This window comes from Rhizobium sp. M10 (assembly GCF_002531955.1).
GTDB lineage: Bacteria > Pseudomonadota > Alphaproteobacteria > Rhizobiales > Rhizobiaceae > Rhizobium > Rhizobium etli_C.
Map to the genome: position 1 here is coordinate 97,063 of NZ_NWTA01000011.1, position 20,131 is coordinate 117,193.

Here is a 20,131-nt window from a genome sequence, read left to right on the forward strand (position 1 = left end):
ACACAGCAAGCAGGCGCAGTTTCCATGACAGCCATTCCGGTTCCGGCCCCGCAACACCGGCCTGACATATCGACGCTTTCCGATGTCGATCTCGTCTCGCTTGCGAAGACGAGCGATGAGTCCGCCATCCGCGCCTTGGTCCAGCGCCACAATCGTCGCCTGTTCCGCACCGCGCGCGCCGTCATTCGCAACGATGCGGAGGCGGAGGATGTCGTGCAGGCCGCCTACGTCAAAGCTTTTACCAATCTGGCTGCGTTCCGGGGCGAGGCCGAGCTTTCGACATGGCTGACCCGGATTGCGCTCAACGAGGCGCTCGGCCGGGTGCGAGCGCGGAAAAACACCACCGGGCTTGAGGAAATCGACATGCAGACGACGTCGCCGGGCGGCCAGCTATTGCAGTTTCCCTCCTCGCTGCCGGCGGCCGATCCGGAAACCGAGCTGTCGCGAAGCCAGGCGCGGCATCTCCTGGAAAACGCGGTCGACGAACTGCCGGATGATTTCCGCGCTGTCTTCGTGCTGCGGGATGTCGAGGGCATGAGCACCGAAGAGACCGCATCCTATCTCGGCATAAGGCCCGAAACCGCCAAGACCCGGCTGCACCGGGCGCGCAGGCTGATGCGCCAGTCGATCGAAAAACGTCTCTCGGGCGCATTCTCGGCGCTGTTTCCCTTCGATGGCGCCCGCTGCGCTTTCATGGCCGACCGCGTCATCGCCGCTCTTCGGCAGTCGTGATGATATCCCGCAATATCAGCGGCAGAATTCCTCCGGCTTTGAGCGTTTCGACCTCGGCCATCGTCTCGATGGCGGCCGCCGCCGCAAACGAGATCCGATCGCCGCCGACCCGCCGGATGGTCACGCGGACAGGAGAGCGCGGCGCGACGAGATGATCTTCCGCCGCGATCTCGATGACATCGCCGGCCGCGAGCTTGAGGGAAGCGGGCTCATATCCGGACGGCAGCCGCAGCGGCAATATTCCCATGCCGATGAGATTGGAGCGATGAATCCGCTCGAAGCTTTGCGCCAGCACGGCACGCACGCCGAGCAGCGACGCGCCTTTCGCCGCCCAGTCGCGCGACGAGCCCATGCCGTATCTTTCACCGGCGACGATCACCACCGGCTGCTGCTCGGCCGCATATCGCTCCGCCGCCTTCCACAGGGGCAGGATTTCTTGCGACGGCCAATGGATGGTGGAACCGGCGGGGATCTCGCTCCCCAGCATGTTGCAGACGGTCCGGTTGGTGAAGAGGCCGCGGATCATGGCCTCCCAATTGCCGCGTCGGGAGGCATAGACATTCAGATCCGTCGGGCTGTCGCCCATGCCGATCAGGTACCGGCCCGTTTCGCTGGCGGCAGAAATGGCGCCGGCCGGCGAAATATGGTCGGTGGTGATGTCGTCGCCGAGCACGAGCAGGGGCCGCGCCGCATAGGTTCCGAGCAGGCTTCCCTTGCCGATACCGGCGAAGGGGGGCCTGCGAATATAGGTCGAAGCCTCGTCCCAGGGAAAGATCGTGGTTTCAGGGGCTTCGAGCTCCCGCCAGATCCGGCTGGCTTCCGCCTCGTCATAGGCCGGCGTGAAGTCATCAGGGTCCGACGCCGAAAGGAGGGCATCGTCGATCTCGGAACTTTCAGGCCAGAGCATCGACAATGTGACCGGCTCGCCGGCCCGAGAATGACCGATGATATCCTTCATGATGTCGAGTTCGACCGTGCCGGCGAGCGCGAAAGCGATCACCATCGGCGGCGAGGCCAGAAAGCCCGCCTCGAGCTGCGGATGGACCCGGCCGGGGAAATTCCGGTTTCCCGAGAGAACCGCGACCGGCAGGATGCCGCGCTCGGCCATTGCCGTGGAGATCGGCTCGGTCAGCGGCCCCGAATTGCCGATGCATGTCGTGCAGCCATAGCCGACGATCCCGAAACCGACCGCCTCCAGATCGTCGAGCAGCCCCGAGCGCCGGAGATAGCGTTCGGCCGTCGGCGAGCCCGGAGCGAGGGAGGTCTTGACCCAATGCGGCGGGCGCAGCCCGTAGGCCCTCGCCTTGCGGGCAAGCAGGCCGGCGGCGACGACCAGTCTCGGATCGGATGTATTGGTGCAACTGGTGATCGCGGCGATGGCGACCGCGCCGTCGTTCGGCCCGCCGGCGGTGGGCGCCGAGGCCTTTTTCATCGGGGCGATCGCCGCTTTGGTCGCGCTCGCGGCCAGCCGGTCCTGCGGCCGGGTCGGGCCCGCGAGGCTGGGCTCGACGAGCGACAGGTCGATCTCGACGATGCTCGTGTAGCGCGGCGCAGTGTCCGGATCGAACCAGAGGCCGGCACGGCGACAGTAGGTCTCGACCAGGCGGATCTGCGCCTCTGTCCGGCCGGTGGCGCCGAGATAGGCGAGCGTGTTGCCGTCGATGGGGAAATAGCCGCTATTGCCGCCGAATTCCGGCGTCATGTTCGCGACAACAGCCCGGTCGCCCGCCGTCAGCGCCGACACGCCCGGCCCGAAGAATTCGACATATTTGTCCTGAAGATCGATCCTGCGAAGAATGTTGGTGACGACGAGCGCAAGGTCGGTCGCCAGCACGCCATCCTTCAATGCGCCCGACAGCCGCACGCCGACCACATCGGGTACGCGAAGCGCGACCGGCATGCCGAAGAAGACGCTTTCGGCCTCCAATCCGCCCACGCCCCAGGCCAGCACCCCGATGCCGTTGATCATCGGCGTGTGGCTGTCGGTGCCGATCAGCGTATCCGGCGCAATCCAATTCCTGCCATCCCGCGAGATGACACTCACCACCGTCGCCAGCCTTTCGAGGTTCAGCGTGTGCATGATGCCGGTGCCGGGCGGATGGACGTGGAAATCCGAGAGCGTATTCGTCGCCCATTTCATAAAGCGGTAGCGCTCGGCATTGCGCTCGAATTCGCGCGCCATGTTGCGGGAGAGCGAACCGGCGCCGCCGAAGAAATCGACCGCCACCGAATGATCGGTGGAGACATCGACGCGCACGACCGGATTGAGCCGCGCCGGATCGGCGCCGGCTTCGGCCAAGGCCGAACGCATGCCGGCAATATCGACGAGAGCGGGGCCGCAGGTGGTATCATGCATCAAAACGCGATTGGGCAGGAACGGGATTTCCAGATCGCTGGTGCCGGAGTCGAGCCACCCGAGGATCGCGGCCCGCGCCCTTTCGGCATCCTGCCCCGCCGTGCGCAGCACGTTTTCCAGCAGGATGCGGTGGATGTAGGGAAGCCGTTCGAGGTCGCCGCCCGCCGCCTCGAGCAGGTCGATGAAATCATATTCACTATCGTCGATCGTCATTTTGGAGGTCATCGTCACTTCCCGCATCCACTTGCACTTATTTACATTATATGATTATAAAATGGATTTTGATATCGCCATCGCCTCACCGTGTTCCGTAGTCGAATTCCTGAGAACCTCGTGAACTAGACCTTGGGCGCCTTGATGCGCCCGGCGCCCATGATGTGGGTGTAGAGGAATGCCGCCGCTTCGCTGCGCCTATCGCTTTCGAGCAGGTCGAGGATATGCAGATGTTCCGCCGTCTGCCTCGGCAGGCGACTTCTGTCGATGGTGATGTGGTATTCGACCAGCCGCCGCAGCCTGTTGATGCGCTTCAACGAATCCAGGAAGAACTCGTTTTTCGAGCAGGCGACGAGCATTTCATGGAAATCATTGTTGGCTTTGAATATTTCGGCGCGCGACCAGGTTTCGTATCCGCCGTCGCGCAACGCCGTCTGCGTCTCCCGCGCCTTGCGGAAGCCCTCCTCGTCGGGCTCGAATGTCGGCAGCAGCATCGCCTGCTGTTCGATCACCGCACGGAAGACATAGCCTTCCTCGTAGCTCTGTCTTGACGTGAGCGTCTGACGGAACGACCATCCGTTGCCGGGAAGGCGCTCTATCCATCCTTCGTCGGCGATGCGATGCAGGACTTTCAAGAGCTTGGTGCGCGGCAGATCGTAGATCCGCATGAGTTCGTTTTCGCTGACGCGCTCGGGCAGGACGCCGGAGAGCCGGTCCTCGGCGATTTTGAAATAGACCGCTTCGTCGCCATCCGGCCGCTCGTCGCCCTCCGCCTTCGCCACCTCGATCTCGTTGCCATCCATGCCAAGGAAATATCCGCGATTGGGCTCGGCCCGGACGATGCCGCGCTCCTCCAGCTTGCGCAGCGCGCTCATGATCGGCGCGCGGGAGACGCGGAACGTATCGGCGAGCATCTGCAGCGGCAGATGGTCGCCCTTGCGCATCCCGTTGCTCTTCACGAATTCGATAATGCTCGTGCTGATCTGCGGTGAGAGGCTATTCCTTGCCATGTAAGTCCGGAGCCACTTCTTCTCTTCGACAACAGGAACGAGGCGTCCCGGCTGCCCGACATCATCCACAGCATGTCGCGCAACCAGCGCCACGACGTCAATCCTCATCCTGCCGGAAGCGCGACAAGCCACGGAAGATGAAAGGCGCGATCAGGGCAATCGTCGCAATGGCGATCATGATCGCCGAGCTCGGATGCTGGAGCAGTATCATCGGATCGCCGAGGCTCATCTGCAGCGAACGGCGCAGCGCATTGTCGGCCAGCGGCCCGAGGATCAGCCCGACGACCGCCGGCGCGATGGGATAATCGTACCGCCGCATCAGAAAACCGACGATGCCGAAGCCCGTCAACAGCAGCAATTCGACGACCGAGGGATTGGCGGCGATCGTTCCCATCGAGGCGAAGACCAGAATGCCGGCATAGAGCCATGGCAGGGGGATCGCCAGAAGCCGCACCCACATGCCGACCAAGGGAAGGTTGAGCACGAGCAGCATGACATTGGCGATGAACAGGCTCGCCACCAGGCCCCAGACAAGATCGGCATGCTGGGTGAACAGCAGCGGGCCGGGCTGGATATTGTACTGCTGGAAGCCGGCGAGCATCACCGCCGCCGTCGCCGAGGTCGGCAGTCCGAGCGTCAGCAGCGGGACGAGCGTGCCGGCGGCAGAGGCATTGTTGGCGGCCTCTGGCCCGGCGACGCCTTCGATCGCGCCCTGGCCGAATTCTTCGGGCTTCCGGCTCAGCTGCCGCTCGATATTGTAGCTGAGGAAGGTCGGAATTTCCGCGCCGCCGGCCGGCAGCGCGCCGATCGGGAAGCCGATGAAGGTTCCGCGCAGCCAGGGTTTCCAGGAGCGCTTCCAGTCCTCCCTCGTCATCCAGATCGATCCCTTCACCGGAATGGGTTTCTCCGGCTTGTGGAGATGGCGCGAGGCGACGAAAAACGCCTCGCCGATCGCAAACAGGCCGACGGCGAGCGTCGTCACTTCCACACCGTCGAGTAGTTCGGGAACGCCGAAGGTCAGCCGGGCCTGGCCGGTGAGCTGATCTATTCCCATGAGGCCGAGCCAAAGACCGAAGGCAAGGCTCGTCAGGCCCCGCATCGGCGAGGAGCCGAATGTGGCCGAGACCGTGACGAAGGCGATCAGCATCAGACCGAAATAGTCCCAAGGACCGAACTTCACGGCGATCTTGACCAGCAGCGGCGCCAGAAAGGCGAGCCCGAGCGTGGCGATCAGCGCCGCGACGAAGGAGCCTATGGCGGCGGTCGCCAGCGCCGGGCCGCCCCGGCCCGAGCGGGCCATCTTGTTGCCTTCGAGCGCCGTCACCACGGAAGCGCTTTCGCCCGGCGTATTCAGCAGGATCGCCGTGGTCGAGCCGCCATACATGCCGCCGTAATAAATGCCGGCGAACATGATGATCGAGCCGCCGGGATCGAGCTTGAAGGTCACGGGCAAGAGCAGTGCGACCGTCAACGCCGGGCCGATGCCAGGCAGCACGCCGACGGCGGTGCCGATCATCACGCCGATCGCGGCATAGATCAGGTTTGCAGGCTGGATCGCGAGCGCGAAGCCATCGATGAGAAAGGAAATGGAATCCATCGGGCGTCCCTCAGAAAAGCCGCTCGAGCGGGCCTTGCGGCAAGGCGAGCGTCAGAAGCTTGTTGAACAGCAGGAAGACGACGAGCCCGATTCCGGCCCCGAGACAGAGATCCGCCAGAAAGGCCCTGCGGCCGAAGGCACGGGCGGTCAGGGCAAAAAGCAAGGTCGAACCGATGATGAAACCTGCCCCGAGCCAAATGGAGCCGATCAGGCCGCAGAGCGCCAGGCCGACCCAGGCGACAGCCTTCCAGTCGGCGGTCTCGACCTCGACATCAGAGGGATTGAAGGCTGACAACAGATGCCCGATGCCGAGAACGGCGAAGAGGAGAGCAACGAAGTACGATGCAGCGCTGGCGCTCATCCCGTAGGCCGCACGGGCGGTCATATGGCTGGCGTCCCAATAGGTAATGGCCGCGATCGCAAACAGGACGACGGCGATCACCACCGGAGGACGGTTCGGAGAGTGGATTGTCTTGGGGGTCATGGTTTCCTCGCCGCGAAAGGGAGGAGCCGCGCCCCTCCCCGTCGCCGTCACGTCAGTCGGCAAGCCCGATCGAGGTCAGGATCGTCCTGACGCGGTCGGTCTCGGAGGCGATGAAGCTCTTGAACTCGTCGGAGGGAGCGTAATAGTCGGACCAGCCGCGCGCCTTCAGGATCGCCTTCCACTGTTCCGACTTGACCGTCTTGTCGACGGCCGCCTTCAGCGCGTCGAGATCGGCGCCCTCAACGCCCGGGCCGGCGAAGATGCCGCGCCAGTTCACCAGCTCGATGTCGAGGCCCTGCGCCTTGAGCGGCTTGGCTTCGATGCCTTCGATCGGCTCCGGATAGGAAATGGCGAGCGCTCTGAGATCGCCCGATTTGATCTGGCCTTCCCACTCGCCATAGCCCGACACGCCGGCCGTCGCCTGGCCGCCCAGCATGGCGGCGAGGGATTCGCCGCCGCCGGAATAAGCGACATAATTGATCTTGGCGGGATCCGCGCCGGCCGCCTTGGTGACGAGCGCCGCCAGGATGTGGTCAGCGCCGCCCGCCGATCCGCCGACCCAGATGGTCTTGGCGACATCGCCCTTGATGGCGGCCAGGAGATCGTCGATCGACTTGATCGGCGAATCCTTCGGGACGACGATCACGAGCGGATCGCCGGTCAGGCGCGCAAGCGGCGTCACCTGCGTCAGATCGACCGGCGACTTGTTGGAAATGCTGGCGCCGACGAGGGTGATGCCGGCGACGAGAAGCTGGTTAGGCGAACCCTTGGCCGTCCCGATGAACTGGGCAAGCCCGACCGTGCCTCCGGCGCCGGGAACATTGACGACCTGCACGCTCTTCGCATTGCCGCTCGCCATCATGGCTTCCTGCAGCGAGCGGGAGGCGGAATCCCAGCCGCCGCCTGCGCCGGCGGGCGCCGTGATGGTCAGTTCGAGATCCTGGGCAGCCGCGGAGATGCTTCCGACGCTCAGCGCGGTGCCGATCATCGCAGCCATCAAACCGTATTTCATGAAATTGTGCATCGCGATTTTCCTCCTCGCATCGCGGGGCTCACCTCTGAGCCGGACGCGAGAAATTTGCATTATATACTCATAAAAGTAAATACTGGAAATTCGACGGCAGAAAAACGATCTGCTGCGCGGCAGGTGAAGCCGCATTGGAATAGCCATGAACGCACGCGGCGAGCGCCGGTTTCACCCGCGCTCGCCGATCAGCAGCATCAAATTACAGGGAAAGTTGGCCGGCCTCCGCCGCTAGCGCACAAGCGCCTGCCTGATGCCGGCGAGGCCGCGGCGCAGGAACGGGTCCGAATGGATGTAGAAGAACTGAACGCCCTTTTCCCGCCAGTGTGGCAGCTCCTCGGCAGTGACGAGCGTACCGGCCACCTTGCCCGCGGCGCGAATCTTGCCGACGGCGCGGGCGACTTCGTCCATCACGGCTGCCGGGCGCGGCTCGCCGAACGGCGGAGCCGGCGGATAACCCATGTCCTGGGAAAGGTCGCCGGGACCGATGAAGAACACGTCGATACCGTCGACACGAAGCATCTCGTCCAGATTGGCGATCGCATCCTGCGTCTCGACCATGCCGATCACCAGCCGCTTTTCGTAATCGGATGGCAGGGCATAACGGACGGCATCGACAATCGCGCGCGCCTGTTCTGAAGTCTCGACCATCGGCACCATGATTCCGTCGGCGCCGGCATTCAAATAGCGGATGATGACCGGACGTTCGTGCGAATGCGGGCGGACGATCGCAGCGCCGCCGACCGAGCGAACGATCTGGGAGGTCATCCTCACATCCTCGAAGCTCCAAGTGCCATGCTCGCAGTCGATGAAGACCGAATCCGCGCCCAGTTCCACCAGCCGGGCGGCCAGGCCTGAAGAGGAGTGATGGGGCGTAAACATCGAGATGGCTTCGCCGGCCTGCAGCCGGGCGCGCAGCTTTGCGCCGTTCATGGTTGTCCTCCTATTTCCTTGATTTCGGCATGTCGGGCGTATCGGCCGGCGCGCCGACCCAGCGCGCGGTCTCGATATCGGCCGATGTGTCCCGCATGAATGTCGGGCAGATGTGAAGCTCGGGGATGACGGCGCTCTTCTGAAGGCTTGCGCAGAGCGCGATCGCCCTCGCCACGTCATGCGGATCGAGCATCACGGCCCGCTCGCTTTCGAGCGGCGGCCGTGCGCGGTTGTCCATGATCGGCGTGTTGGTTTCGCCGGGAAGGATGGTCGTCGCCCGAATGCCCTGATTTCGATAGGTGTTGTGGACGAAAGTCATGAAGTTCTTCACACCGGCCTTGGCAGCGCCATAGGCTGCTCCGCCCAAGAGGTTCGGATTGAGAGCCGCAAGCGAGGAGACGGTGATCACCGTGCCGCCGCCATTGGCGATCATATCGGGCAGAACCGCCTGGGTGAGGTTGAAGACGGCGGTGAGGTTGACGTTGACGGTGGAGTTCCACTCCTCTTCGCTGAGGAAACGCGCGTTCAGCACCTTGCTCGCGCTGCCGGCATTGTTGACAAGGATATCGACCGGGCCGATGCCGTCCCTGATCCACTTCACGCTTTCGAAGATCTCCTGCCGCGATTCGATGTTCAGAGGCCGGGTAAAGGCCTTGCCGCGCCGCTTCTCGATCAGGCCGGCGACCTCCCGCAGCGGCGCCATCCGGCGGCCTGTGAGAACGACGGTGGCGCCTTCCTCGGCAAGAAGGATCGCGGCTTCGCGACCGATGCCCGTCCCCGCTCCAGTGACGAGCGCGATCTTTCCGTTCAACAGGCCCATGACGGCTTCTCCTATTCCGCGGCCACCGCGGCCGCGCCCTTGTAGCCATATATAAGCTTCGCGGCCTTTGGCGTGATCAGCCCTTCGGCAAGGTCCTGCTCGATCAGTGCGGCGGGGCGCTCGCTCACCCTGCCCCATCCGCCGCCGCCCGGCGTTTCGACTTCGAGCCGCTCGCCAGTCTTCAGCACGACCTTGCCCTTCGGAAATTGCGGCTGGCCTTCCTTGCTGACCTTGCCCGGCGTGCCGTCCTGTCCGTCGACGACACCGAAGCAGGGATGCCGGACACGCTCGGATGCGAGATAGATGTTCATCGCCGAGCGTCCGAGATTGCGCAGGATTGCCCGCTGTCCCAGGCCGCCGCGATATTTGCCGGCTCCGCCGGAATCGGCAATGAGCTCCTTGCGCTCCATCAGCACGGGCACGGCGATTTCGAACATTTCGACGGCCGTCACTTTGCAGTTCGATGGAAAGCTCAGCGTATCCAGCCCGTCGAATTCCGCACGAGCGCCCTGGCCGCCATGGAAATTCTGCACGGATCCGTATTGCGAACCGTCATCCCGGCGGCCGACGCAGTTGGCCGCCCATATGGGGGCGCCGCCGCTGTCGCCCATGACCTTGTCGGGCACCACGCCCTCGAGCGCCCGGAAGATCAGCGAGGGGATCGCATGGCCGATCAGGTTGCGGGAATTGCCCGCCGTCCACTGCTCCGGATTGAGAACGGAGCCAAGCGGAGCGTCGTCGGTGATCGGCGTGATGCAACCCTCGTTGTTCGGCGTATCGGGATCGAGCAGGCATTTCAGCGCATAGACGGAATGGGCGTAGCGGTAGTTGGTGCGGCAGTTGATCGAGTGAAGAACCTGATCGGACGTGCCGGCATAATCCACATGGATGGAATCGTCGCCGACGATGACCGTCGCCTTCAAGGTGATGTCGGTCTCATAGCCGTCCAGCGTCATTTGCGCCGAATAGCGGCCATTCGGCCACGCCTTGATCGCTTTGCGGGTCTGCGCCTCCGAACGGGAATGGATCGCTTCGGCGAGCTCATCGATATCGTCGAGGCCGTATTCATCGAGGAACTTCACCAGTTCGCGGCCCATGACATTGTTGGCGGCAATCATCGATTCCAGATCGCCCTGGACTTCGGTCGGCAGCCGCACCGATGCGGCGATGATGTCGAGAACGTCCTGATTGGGAACGCCAGCCTTGTGCAGTTTGACGATCGGGAAGCGGATGCCTTCCTCGAAGATGTCGCTCGCTTCCGAATGAAGGGGCGCTCCGCCGATGTCAGGCAGGTGAGCGATCGAGCCGGCATAGGCGACGATCTTTCCGCTCTTGAAGATTGGCGTGATCATCGTCACATCGGGTAGATGGCCGGTGCCGATCTCCGGATCGTTGGTCGCGAGAACATCACCTTCGACAAGCGTTTCTGCCGGAAACTTCGGCAGGAAATATTTCTGGGCCGCGGCCGGCAGCGAGGTAATGAAGACAGGGATGGACCATGTGCATTGGGCAAGCGCCCGCCCCTTGCTGTCGAGCAGGACGGTGACGTAGTCGTGGTTCTCGCGGACGATCGGCGAGAAGGCCGTCTTGCCGAGCACGTTGTCGGCCTGATCGGCGATGAAGATCAAGCGGTTCCACATGACCTGCAGATTGATCGGATCGTTGAAATCGGTAGCGGTCTTCGACATCGGATTTCGCCTTACTGAATGTTGATCACGAGGTTGCCGTTGGCATCGACGTGGAAGATGCCGCTTGGCCCGACGACGGCCGTGGATTCGCGCTGCTCGACGATCGCCGGCCCTGCGAATTCGCGCCCCACCGGAAGCCGGTAGTGGTCGTAGACAGGCGTCTCGGCATAGGTGCCGAGCTCCTGGAAATAGACCTGGCGCCGCCCCTTCAACGCATCGGCGTCATTGACTTCATGAGGCCGGGTCACCCGATCCTTTTCGCCGCTGGCGCGAAGCCGCCAGGTGATGACCTCGACGGACGCGTTGACCGTCCGGCCGAACAGCTCGCGATAGAGTTTGTAGAAATTGGCGAGCAGCTGCTTGAGGAATTCTTGCCTCGACAGACCGCGATCGGGCAGAGCCACAGTGATCTCGTGTCCCTGGCCGACATGGCGCATATCGACCGTGTAGCGGTTGGTGATCGTCTCCTTGGCGACGCCGGCGGCGGAGACCACCTCGGCCCCCTGCGTAGCCAGATCGTCCAGCAGACGGTCGACCGCGGCGACGTCCCAATTGTCGACCGGCATCGGATGACTTGCGGAGAGGTCGACGGCGACGGGCGCGATCAGCAAGCCGATGGCCGAGGTGACGCCTGCCCCCGTCGGACAGATGATGCGTTTGATGCCGAGCTTGCGGGCGATGCCGTAGGCATGCACCGGGCCCGCGCCGCCGAATGCCACCATGGGCAGCGACCGCGGATCGACACCGAGATCGGTGGCATGCATGGCCGCCGCCTTGCTCATGGATTCATTGACGAGATCGTGAATGCCCCAGGCGCAGCGGTCGACGCTGACATCGAGCGATTTGGCAAGTGCGGCCATCGCTTCGCGCGCGGCGTCCTTCGACACCTTGAAGGAGCCGCCGACAAAGGACTCCGTCCCCATATATCCAAGCAGGATATCCGCATCGGTCACGGTCGGCTGCGTGCCGCCGCGCTGATAGGCAGCCGGACCCGGCATCGCGCCCGCCGAATGCGGACCGACATCGAGAAGACCCAGCGGGTTCTTTGCCGCGATCGACCCGCCGCCGGCGCCGATTTCGATCATCTGGATCGACTGGATCTTCAGCGGGAAGCCGGAGCCCTTGCGGAAACGCTGGTAATGAGCGACCTCGAGGTCCGTTCCGACGGTCGGTTCGCCGTTCGGGATCAGGCAAAGCTTCGCGGTGGTGCCGCCCATGTCGAAGGAAAGCACGCTTCCCTCGCCGGCAATGCGGCCGAATTCGGCGGCGGCGACGGCGCCGGCTGCGGGACCGGATTCGATCAGGCGGACGGGAAGTTCGGCGGCGCGCCGGCTCGGCACCAGGCCCCCCGACGAGGTCATCCAAAGGACCTGGCGGTCGATGCCTTTCGCAGCGAATTCGCGCTGAAGATGAGCGACGTGACCGGCCATCTGCGGGCGGGTATAGGCATTGACGACCGTCGTCGAGGCGCGGTCGAATTCCCGCATCTCAGGGCAGACCTCCGACGACAGGGATACGAAAATATCGGGGTCTTCCTCGCGCAGCAGGGCTGCCACACGCTGTTCGTGCTGCGGATATTTATAGGCGTGCAGAAGGCACACGGCGACGGAACGGATGCCCTTCTTCTTCAGATGCGACGCAATTTCACGGACGGTCTCTTCCTTGAGTTCCGTCATCACCTCGCCATCGGCCGCGATGCGCTCGACGGCGCCATAGCTGTTCGACCGCATGACCAGCGGATCCGGATATTTGATGTTGAGATCGTAGAGGTCGTAGCGGCCTTCGTTGCGGATGCGCAGCATATCCTGAAAGCCATCGGTGGTGATGAAACTGGTCTCGACGCCCTTGCGCTCCAGCACGGCATTCGTCACCACCGTCGTCGCTCCCAGAACCTGCAGACGCTCGATCGAAATGGCGGAGGAGAATTGTTCCAGGAGTTCCGATACGCCCTGCACGACGGCTTCCGCCGGGTTCTTCGGCGTGCTCAGCACCTTGTGCAGATGGAGATCACCATTATCGTCCAGCAATGCGAAGTCGGTGAAGGTGCCGCCAGTGTCGAAAGCCAGTTTTGCCATGTTTCCCTCGAAGCAACCGTTGGTCTCATGCGGTTTCGGAGACCCTTATGTCTGCTGAGGAGGTTAGGTGATCGGCGACCGGCTTGGCTAACACAGTTGCCGTCTGCCGCCATAGGGTTTGCTTATGGCAGGCGAGGTTGAAAAACGGGTCGGCTCTAAACCGTCTTGATACCCTGATGCTGGCTGCTCATCAGCTTTGCAACGATCTCCAGCAGGACGGCCCGCGCCGCGAGCGCCGGCTCCGACAGAGGCAGATGGTCGGAGACGCAGAGGGAGACGGTCGCTTCGATGACGGGCTTGGTCAGCGCCCGCACCTGCGTGCCGGCGAAATAGGAGGTTTCGGTCACCACCGATGCCGGAAGAATGGTGGAGCCCAGCCCTTCCCGTACCGCGGCGTCGAGCGCCGGCACCGACTCGATCTCCGACAGCACTTGCGGATGGGCGCGGGCGCGGGCGAATGCTTCATCGATGAGCCGGCGAAGCAGATGGCCTTTGCTGGGCAGCAGCAGCGGCAGGGCATCGACCGATGTGAGCGGCAGAGGCTCGGACGGGTCACCGGGCAATTCCGCGCCCGGCGGCGATACCAGGAACATCTGCTCCCGAAACAGCGGCTGGAGCGTCACCCCTTTGATGGGGTCTGCGGCATAGATCAGCGCCATGTCCATCTTGCCGGTCATGATGAGTTCGCTGAGGATATGGCCGAAGCTGTCGTTTATGTGCACGACGACGTCGGGATGACGGGCTTTCATTTCCTTCAGGATCGGAAGCGACAAGGCGCTCGACGTCGAATAGGTCGCAAGCCCGATCGATACCCGTCCGGCCACCGACTTTGCGGACTGGTTGATATCGGTCTGCGCCTGATCGATCTGCTTCAGCATCAGCTGGGCATGCCGATAGAGGATCAGGCCGGCCTCGGTCGGGGTGATGCCGACATTGCTTCGGATCAGAAGCTTGTGCTTGAAATGGGCCTCCAGCGCGGCGATCTGCTGGGAGAGCGCAGGCTGAGCGGTGCGAAGCAGGGCGGCTGCGCGCGAAACGCTGCCGGTATCGACGATCTTGACGAAACTCCGCAGTTTTCTGAAATCTACGCTCATGGCCTCAAGCTTCGGTTTACGGAACCTAAGACCTCGGGCGGGAGACGCGCAAGCCCCTCCCGCGTGCTGCTGAATTCAACGCAATTCGCCGACCGCCCGCTCGATGCGATCACAGGCCTCGGTGATGGCGTCCATCGAGGTGGCGATCGACAGGCGGAAATACGGCGACAGGCCGTAGGCCGCACCCTGCAGGGCCGCCACGCCGACGCCGTCGAGGAGATAGAGGACGAAGTCGAGGTCCGTCTCGATCACCTTGCCCTCCGGCGTCCTCCGGCCGATCACGCCGACGCAGTTGGGAAAGAGGTAGAAGGCCCCATCCGGCACCAGGCACGACAGGCCCGGCACGGCGTTCAGACGCCGGCAGGCATAGTCACGGCGTTCCTTGTAGACCTTGACGCTGTCGGTGACGAAGCCCTGGTCGGAGGCGAGCGCATGCGCGGCCGCCGCCTGGCTGACCGATGACGGGCAGGATGACATCTGCGACTGCAGCTTGTTGATCGCCGCGATCAGCGGTGCCGGCCCCGCCCCGTAACCGATGCGCCAGCCGGTCATGGCATAGGATTTCGACACGCCGTTGGTGAGAAGCACCCGATCCTTCAGTTCCGGCACGGCGGCGACCAGCGTTGTCATCGGCTCGTCCTTGAACCAGACCTGATCGTAGATGTCGTCGGAGAGGATCATGATCTCGGGATGCCGCAGCAGTACCTTGCCGATCTCCCGCAGCTCGTCGCGGGTATAGGCAGCGCCGGTCGGGTTCGACGGCGCATTCAGGATCAGCCACATGGTCTTCGGCGTGATCGCCGCTTCAAGGGCTTCCGGCGTCAGCTTGAAACCCTGCTTCTGCGGGCATTGCACGATGACCGGCTTGCCCTCGTTGGCGATCACCATATCGGGATAGGAGACCCAGTAGGGCGCCGGAATGATGACCTCGGCATCGTTCTCGACGCTGGCCATCAAGGCGAGGAACAGGATCTGCTTGGCGCCGCCGCCGACACAGATCTCGTTATCGGCATATCGCAATCCGAGACGCCGTTCGAAATCGCCGATGATCGCCTTGCGCAGCGAAGGCGTGCCGTTGACGGCTGTGTATTTGGTTTCGCCCCGATCGATGGCGGCATGAGCCGCGGCCTTGACGTGATCCGGCGTATCGAAATCCGGCTCGCCGACCGTCATGTCGACGATGTCGCGGCCGGCCGCCTTCAGCTCGCGGGCCCGCGCCGCCGCCGCCGTGCTCGGCGAAACCTTGATCCTGGAGACGCGTGAGGCTGGCACGAAAGTGCTCATGGATATGTCCTTAGTTCTTCTTGGGTTTCAGTGAACGGCTTCGGTCTCGCCGCGCATCTTGCCCGTCAGGAAAAGCTCGCCGAGTTCGTCATGGCTGATCTGCCCCGGCAGGCCGTCCCAGATGACCTTGCCGAGCCTGAGGATAACCGCGCGTTCGGCGACCTCCATGGCCTTCTTGGTGTTCTGCTCGACGAGCAGAATGGTCTGCCCGGCGGCATGCAGGCGCAGCAGCTCATCGAAGACGATGCCAATCGCCGCCGGCGACAGGCCGACCGAAGGCTCGTCGACCAGCAGCACTTTCGGACGCTGCAGGACGGCCATCGCCACTTCGAGCAGTTGCTGCTCGCCGCCCGACATATTGCCGGCCAGCGTCGAGCGCCGCGTCTTCAGGATCGGAAAGAGATCGTAGACATAGTCTCGATCCGCCTTCACTTTGTCGTCGCGTAGCGTATAGGCGGCCATCTGCAGGTTTTCGTCCACCGTCATGACCGGAAAGTTGCAGCGACCCTGCGGCACGAAAGATATGCCTTCACCGAGAATGGCGCGCGACTTGTAGCCGGCAATGTTCTTACCCTGCCAGTCGATGCTGCCGTCCTTGATCGTCGTCATGCCGTAGAGCGTCTTCAGAAGCGTCGATTTTCCCGCGCCGTTCGGCCCCATCAGCGCCACGAACTGGCCTGCCGGCACGTCGAGATCGACGCCGTTCAGGATGTCGAGAGATCCATAGCCGGCGCGCAGGCTCTTGATCGAGAGGTTTGAATCAGCCACCGAGATAGGCCTCCCTGACCCGCTGGTCGTTGATGATTTCCTGCGGCAGGCCCTCGACGAGCTTGCGCCCCTGGTCGAGCACGATCACCCGCCGGCATATGCTGGTCACCACATCGATATTGTGTTCGATGATCAGGAAGCTGACGCCGAGCGATTTGTTGGCGTAGAGGATGGTCTCGACCACCCGCTCGATGATCTTCGGATTGATGCCCGCCATGGGCTCGTCGAGCAGGATCAGCTTCGGCTCCGGCATCAGCATTGAGGCGAACTGGATGAGCTTCTGCTGCCCGCCGGAAAGATTGCCGGCCGGCTGTTTGCGCACGTCCCACAACCCGGCCATCCTGATCAGTTCCTGCGCCCGTTCGCGCAACCCCGACACCCGGCTGCGCGACAGCTTGCCGATCCCGAAGGTGGAAAACAGCGACGGGAAGCTGAACATCTGCCCCGCGATGATCAGGTTTTCCTCGACGTCGAGCGATTTGAAGACGACCGTCTTCTGGAAGGAGCGCAGCATGCGCCCTTCGCGGGCGATCCGGTTCAGCGACCATCCGGTGATATCCTGGCCGTCGAGCCTCACCTTGCCGCTATCGGGTTTGCCGAGACCGGTGCTGCAATCGAAGAAGGTCGATTTGCCCGAGCCGTTCGGCCCGATCAAGCCGGCGATCTCGCCGCGCTCGACATGAATGCTGACATCGTCGACCGCCTTCACCGCGCCGTAGGATTTCGTGAGATTGCTGATTTCGAGAATGGGAAGACTGGTCATTTTGCGCTCCCGATCGAATCCCAGAGGCGGTTGATAACAGGCGCAAAACCCCTCCGGAACCAGAAGACCAGGACGAGCAGGCAGAGCCCGTAAGCGATCATCCGAAGCTCCGGCGTCACGCGCAGGGCCTCGGTCAGGCCGACGAAGAGCAGGCTGCCGAAGACGACGCCCGAGATCGTCCCGGCGCCGCCGCCGAGCACGATGATCAGCATCGTCGTCGAATAATACATCTGGAAGGTCAGCGGGCTGACCACCGTCAGATAATGCGCGTAGAGACTGCCGCCGACGCCGGCGAAGACCGCGCTCAGCATGAAGACGATCAGCTTGTAGCGCCAGGTGGGAATGCCGACGGATTCGGCCAGCGTCTCGTTCTCCCGGATGGCGATCATGTTGCGGCCGGCAGGCGAGCGGACGATCATCCAGACGGCGAGTGTCGCCAGAATTCCGACGGTCAGCGCCAGATAATAGAAGGCCGTCGTGCCCGATACGGTGAAGGACAGCGGCCCGAGCGCAAAATGCGGCTTCGGTATGCTGGAGAGTCCCATATCGCCGCGGGTGAGCGAAATCCAGTTCTTGGCGATCGCCTGGCCGATGATCACGAACCCGAGCGTACACATCACGAAGGATGTCGAGCGCAGCCGCAGGGCCGGGATGCCGAGAGGCAGGGCGATGGCGCCCGCCGCCAGCCCGGCCGCGACGACATTGACGTAGAACGGCGTGCCGTAGGTGACGGCCAGCAGGCCCGAGGCATAGGCGCCGATGCCGAAAAACGCGGCCTGGGCGAGCGAGAGCAGACCGGTATAACCGACCAGAAGATTGAGGCCATGCGCCGGCAGCATGAAGATCAGCGCGATGATCAGCGCATGGACGACATAGGTGCTGGCGACGAAGGGTGCGCAGAGCGCGGCCAACAGCAGCAGTAAACCGAGCGGCAGGCGAAGATCGCGGCGCTGCTGTGATTGCGAGACTTCCGTGAGAGACATAGCAAGTCCTCAAATTCGAGAAAGGTTCGGCGGAGCGCGCTCAGAAGCGCGCCTGCGTCGAGAACAGCCCATGCGGGCGCCACATCAGCATCAGGATCAGCGTGGCGAAGCCGACGGTGTCGCGGAATTGCAGTCCCACATACGTGGCAACCAGGCTCTCGGCGATGCCGAGGATCATTGCCGCGAAGAAGGTACCGCGCACATTGCCGAGACCGCCCATGATGATGATCGGCAGGGTCTTGAAGGTGATCAGTTCACCCATGCCGCCATAGACGCTGACATTGACCGGCGCCGTCAGCACCCCGGAGAGGGCGGCAAGTGCGGCGCCGAGAATGAAGGTCCTCAGCACGACCTGCGGCACATCGATGCCGACAACCTCGCAGCATTCGACATTCTGCGACACCGCCCGCATGGATTTGCCCATCCTGGTATAGGTCACCATCAGTTCGAGGCCGATGAACACGATCAGGCAGACGATGAGGATGATGATGCGCTGCTCGGCCAGGCTGAAGCCGAGGATCGACACGGGTTCGATATAGCCGCCCGAGAAGAACTTGTAGCCGCCGCCGAAGACCAGGATGACGGTATTCTGCAGGACGAGCGCGATGCCGAGCGTGGCGAGCACTCCGGATTCGGCCGGAGCGCCGACCATGCGCTGCATCACGAATTTGCCGACCACATAGGCGATGACGATCGTCGACAGCACGCCGACGACGATCGAGGCCTCATAGGACAGTCCGAGATAGTCGATGGCGAACCATGCCCCGAACGTTCCCAGCATGTAATATTCGCCGTGGGCGAAATTGATGGCCCGCAGCACCCCGAATATCATCGTCATGCCGACCGCAACGATGGCGTAGACGGAGCCCGTCACGATGCCGTTGATGATCTGCTCAAGGATTGTTGAGAACATGGTCCTATCCCCGACGGTGGATCAGTTCGCAGGATACTGGATATCCGCCGCGTAGGCACCTTTGATGCTCGGCTTGCCATCCTCGATCTGCAGCAGGATCATCGGCAGGCGAGCCTGGTTGTGATCGTCGAAGGTCACCTCTCCGACGGCGCTCTTATATTTGATCTTGGAGAGCGCATCGCGCACCTTGGCCTGGTCTGGGCTGCCGGCTTCCTTGATCGCCTGGGCGAGAAGGTGAACCGTGTCCCAATGGACATAGGCGTGGTTGTTCGGCGCCTCGTTGTAGGCGGCCGTGAACTTCTCCACGAAAGCCTTGCTCTCGGGGGAATCGAAAGCCGGCAGCCATGCCGCGGCTTCGACCGCGCCTTCAAGGACCTTCGGCGCTGATTTGATGGTCTTTTCGGTGTTGAACTCGCCATTGCCGATCAAGGTCACTTTGCCGGCAAGACCGAGTTCGAGCATCTGACGGGCGATGATCGGTGTGGTATCGGCAAGACCGTACATGATGATCGCCTGGGCGCCATTGTCACGGATCTTGGCGAGCACGCTGCGGAAGTCGACCTCGCCTTCCTTGTAATAGTCCTCGCTGACGATCTCGCCCTTGAAGTCGGGCAGGTATTTCTTGGTGAAGGTGATTGCCGAACGGCCGTAGTCGCTGTCGACCGAGAGAACCGCGAATTTGGTGAAGCCGCGCTGCTCGGCGGCATATTTCGCCACGATCAGCGCCCGGTTCTCGTCTGTGGGATAGTTGCGGAAGGTCCACTTGTAACCGCCGACGCCGGCGCCATAGGTGATCTTCGGGTTGGACGATGCGGCGTTCAGCAGAAGCACGCCCGCATCTTCGGAGACCGGCTGCATTGCCAGAGTGACCGAGCTCGAAACGTCGCCGATGATGTAGTTGACCTTGTCCTGATCGATCAGGCGCCGCGTTGCCGAAACGCCCTCGACCGGCGTTCCCTGGCTGTCGGCGGAAAAGATTTCGATCTTGCGGCCGTCGATACCGCCGGCATCGTTGATTTCTTTGACGGCCAGTTCGGCGCCGTGCAGCGAAAACGCGCCGTAACGGGCATTCGGCCCGCTCATCGGCGATACCAGGCCGAGCCTGATCGTTTCATCCGCGGCGAGAGCGTGTTGCGAGACGCTGGTCATGAGCGCGGTCAAGGAAAGAATTGCCATGGAAATGCAAAATGCCCGGCGCGTCAAAGTCTTGTTCATGGTTCCCACTCCGTTTGTTGGACACGTCTGATCGGCCCCTGCCGTCATGTGCTCAAATGCCGCTTTGCCGCGGTTCTTGTTGCGCCAGTCTTCTGCTGACGCTGCCAGAGTAGGTTCATCCATTGCCGCATGGCCAACACAACTCGCTTCTGCCGCCATAACGAATCTTTATAGCGGGG

Annotated in this window: 17 protein-coding genes; 1 reads left to right on the forward strand and 16 read right to left on the reverse strand. The window is 62.9% G+C overall.

The window, feature by feature from the left end; all coding sequences use genetic code 11:
* Nucleotides 1-24 precede the first annotated feature (24 nt).
* The gene (locus CO671_RS19055) at nucleotides 25-732 is read left to right on the forward strand and encodes an RNA polymerase sigma factor (protein ID WP_097607213.1); all 708 of its coding nucleotides are present in this window, start codon (nucleotides 25-27) and stop codon (nucleotides 730-732) included.
* Here CO671_RS19055 and acnA read toward each other — a convergent pair.
* The 16 genes from acnA to CO671_RS19135 form a co-directional block, all read right to left on the reverse strand.
* Nucleotides 707-3,313 (reverse strand): aconitate hydratase AcnA, encoded by a 2,607-nt coding sequence (gene acnA / locus CO671_RS19060; protein ID WP_245425001.1) that lies wholly within the window; start codon nucleotides 3,311-3,313, stop codon nucleotides 707-709. The genes CO671_RS19055 and acnA overlap by 26 nt on opposite strands.
* Before the next feature lie 113 nt (nucleotides 3,314-3,426).
* Nucleotides 3,427-4,311: a GntR family transcriptional regulator gene (locus tag CO671_RS19065; protein ID WP_097607303.1), complete on the reverse strand. Its 885-nt coding sequence runs from the start codon at nucleotides 4,309-4,311 to the stop codon at nucleotides 3,427-3,429.
* Between the two features lie 97 nt (nucleotides 4,312-4,408).
* Nucleotides 4,409-5,908: a tripartite tricarboxylate transporter permease gene (locus CO671_RS19070; protein WP_088675553.1), complete on the reverse strand. Its 1,500-nt coding sequence runs from the start codon at nucleotides 5,906-5,908 to the stop codon at nucleotides 4,409-4,411.
* A gap of 10 nt (nucleotides 5,909-5,918) precedes the next feature.
* On the reverse strand, nucleotides 5,919-6,392 hold the full coding sequence (locus CO671_RS19075) for a tripartite tricarboxylate transporter TctB family protein (RefSeq protein ID WP_097607214.1): 474 nt from the start codon (nucleotides 6,390-6,392) through the stop codon (nucleotides 5,919-5,921).
* A gap of 52 nt (nucleotides 6,393-6,444) precedes the next feature.
* Nucleotides 6,445-7,416: a tripartite tricarboxylate transporter substrate-binding protein gene (locus tag CO671_RS19080; protein ID WP_097607215.1), complete on the reverse strand. Its 972-nt coding sequence runs from the start codon at nucleotides 7,414-7,416 to the stop codon at nucleotides 6,445-6,447.
* A 231-nt stretch (nucleotides 7,417-7,647) separates the two neighbouring features.
* Nucleotides 7,648-8,349, reverse strand: coding sequence for an aldolase/citrate lyase family protein (locus CO671_RS19085; RefSeq protein ID WP_097607216.1), 702 nt, complete (start codon nucleotides 8,347-8,349; stop codon nucleotides 7,648-7,650).
* Nucleotides 8,350-8,359: 10 nt separating this feature from the next.
* Entirely contained in the window at nucleotides 8,360-9,169 is an 810-nt protein-coding gene (locus tag CO671_RS19090; RefSeq protein WP_097607217.1) for an SDR family NAD(P)-dependent oxidoreductase, read from the reverse strand.
* Between the two features lie 11 nt (nucleotides 9,170-9,180).
* The gene (locus tag CO671_RS19095; RefSeq protein ID WP_097607218.1) at nucleotides 9,181-10,857 is read right to left on the reverse strand and encodes a hydantoinase B/oxoprolinase family protein; all 1,677 of its coding nucleotides are present in this window, start codon (nucleotides 10,855-10,857) and stop codon (nucleotides 9,181-9,183) included.
* 11 nt (nucleotides 10,858-10,868) lie between these two features.
* Nucleotides 10,869-12,932 (reverse strand): hydantoinase/oxoprolinase family protein, encoded by a 2,064-nt coding sequence (locus CO671_RS19100; protein WP_097607219.1) that lies wholly within the window; start codon nucleotides 12,930-12,932, stop codon nucleotides 10,869-10,871.
* Nucleotides 12,933-13,087: 155 nt separating this feature from the next.
* On the reverse strand, nucleotides 13,088-14,026 hold the full coding sequence (gene nac, locus CO671_RS19105) for a nitrogen assimilation transcriptional regulator NAC (RefSeq protein WP_096770201.1): 939 nt from the start codon (nucleotides 14,024-14,026) through the stop codon (nucleotides 13,088-13,090).
* A 75-nt stretch (nucleotides 14,027-14,101) separates the two neighbouring features.
* The gene (locus tag CO671_RS19110; protein ID WP_097607220.1) at nucleotides 14,102-15,310 is read right to left on the reverse strand and encodes an aspartate transaminase; all 1,209 of its coding nucleotides are present in this window, start codon (nucleotides 15,308-15,310) and stop codon (nucleotides 14,102-14,104) included.
* 27 nt (nucleotides 15,311-15,337) lie between these two features.
* Nucleotides 15,338-16,078 carry an ABC transporter ATP-binding protein gene (locus tag CO671_RS19115; protein WP_096770203.1) on the reverse strand — a complete coding sequence of 247 codons (741 nt, stop codon included), beginning with the start codon at nucleotides 16,076-16,078 and terminating at the stop codon, nucleotides 15,338-15,340.
* Nucleotides 16,071-16,841: an ABC transporter ATP-binding protein gene (locus tag CO671_RS19120; protein WP_097607221.1), complete on the reverse strand. Its 771-nt coding sequence runs from the start codon at nucleotides 16,839-16,841 to the stop codon at nucleotides 16,071-16,073. Before CO671_RS19120 ends, CO671_RS19115 begins: the two co-directional genes overlap by 8 nt.
* The gene (locus CO671_RS19125) at nucleotides 16,838-17,824 is read right to left on the reverse strand and encodes a branched-chain amino acid ABC transporter permease (protein ID WP_097607222.1); all 987 of its coding nucleotides are present in this window, start codon (nucleotides 17,822-17,824) and stop codon (nucleotides 16,838-16,840) included. Before CO671_RS19125 ends, CO671_RS19120 begins: the two co-directional genes overlap by 4 nt.
* 40 nt (nucleotides 17,825-17,864) lie before the next feature.
* Nucleotides 17,865-18,737, reverse strand: coding sequence for a branched-chain amino acid ABC transporter permease (locus tag CO671_RS19130; RefSeq protein WP_097607223.1), 873 nt, complete (start codon nucleotides 18,735-18,737; stop codon nucleotides 17,865-17,867).
* 21 nt (nucleotides 18,738-18,758) lie between these two features.
* The gene (locus tag CO671_RS19135; RefSeq protein ID WP_097607224.1) at nucleotides 18,759-19,952 is read right to left on the reverse strand and encodes an ABC transporter substrate-binding protein; all 1,194 of its coding nucleotides are present in this window, start codon (nucleotides 19,950-19,952) and stop codon (nucleotides 18,759-18,761) included.
* Between the last annotated feature and the right edge of the window lie 179 nt (nucleotides 19,953-20,131).

Bases quoted from the DNA above. Each gene is read 5' to 3' on its own strand.
- CO671_RS19090 (WP_097607217.1), bottom strand. From the start codon at position 9,169: ATGGGCCTGTTGAACGGAAAGATCGCGCTCGTCACTGGAGCGGGGACG.
- CO671_RS19135 (WP_097607224.1), bottom strand. From the start codon at position 19,952: ATGAACAAGACTTTGACGCGCCGGGCATTTTGCATTTCCATGGCAATT.
- CO671_RS19120 (WP_097607221.1), bottom strand. From the start codon at position 16,841: ATGACCAGTCTTCCCATTCTCGAAATCAGCAATCTCACGAAATCCTAC.
- CO671_RS19095 (WP_097607218.1), bottom strand. From the start codon at position 10,857: ATGTCGAAGACCGCTACCGATTTCAACGATCCGATCAATCTGCAGGTC.
- CO671_RS19065 (WP_097607303.1), bottom strand. From the start codon at position 4,311: ATGGCAAGGAATAGCCTCTCACCGCAGATCAGCACGAGCATTATCGAA.
- CO671_RS19110 (WP_097607220.1), bottom strand. From the start codon at position 15,310: ATGAGCACTTTCGTGCCAGCCTCACGCGTCTCCAGGATCAAGGTTTCG.
- CO671_RS19080 (WP_097607215.1), bottom strand. From the start codon at position 7,416: ATGCACAATTTCATGAAATACGGTTTGATGGCTGCGATGATCGGCACC.
- CO671_RS19075 (WP_097607214.1), bottom strand. From the start codon at position 6,392: ATGACCCCCAAGACAATCCACTCTCCGAACCGTCCTCCGGTGGTGATC.
- CO671_RS19055 (WP_097607213.1), top strand. From the start codon at position 25: ATGACAGCCATTCCGGTTCCGGCCCCGCAACACCGGCCTGACATATCG.
- CO671_RS19130 (WP_097607223.1), bottom strand. From the start codon at position 18,737: ATGTTCTCAACAATCCTTGAGCAGATCATCAACGGCATCGTGACGGGC.
- acnA (WP_245425001.1), bottom strand. From the start codon at position 3,313: ATGACCTCCAAAATGACGATCGACGATAGTGAATATGATTTCATCGAC.
- nac (WP_096770201.1), bottom strand. From the start codon at position 14,026: ATGAGCGTAGATTTCAGAAAACTGCGGAGTTTCGTCAAGATCGTCGAT.
- CO671_RS19070 (WP_088675553.1), bottom strand. From the start codon at position 5,908: ATGGATTCCATTTCCTTTCTCATCGATGGCTTCGCGCTCGCGATCCAG.
- CO671_RS19100 (WP_097607219.1), bottom strand. From the start codon at position 12,932: ATGGCAAAACTGGCTTTCGACACTGGCGGCACCTTCACCGACTTCGCA.
- CO671_RS19085 (WP_097607216.1), bottom strand. From the start codon at position 8,349: ATGAACGGCGCAAAGCTGCGCGCCCGGCTGCAGGCCGGCGAAGCCATC.
- CO671_RS19125 (WP_097607222.1), bottom strand. From the start codon at position 17,824: ATGTCTCTCACGGAAGTCTCGCAATCACAGCAGCGCCGCGATCTTCGC.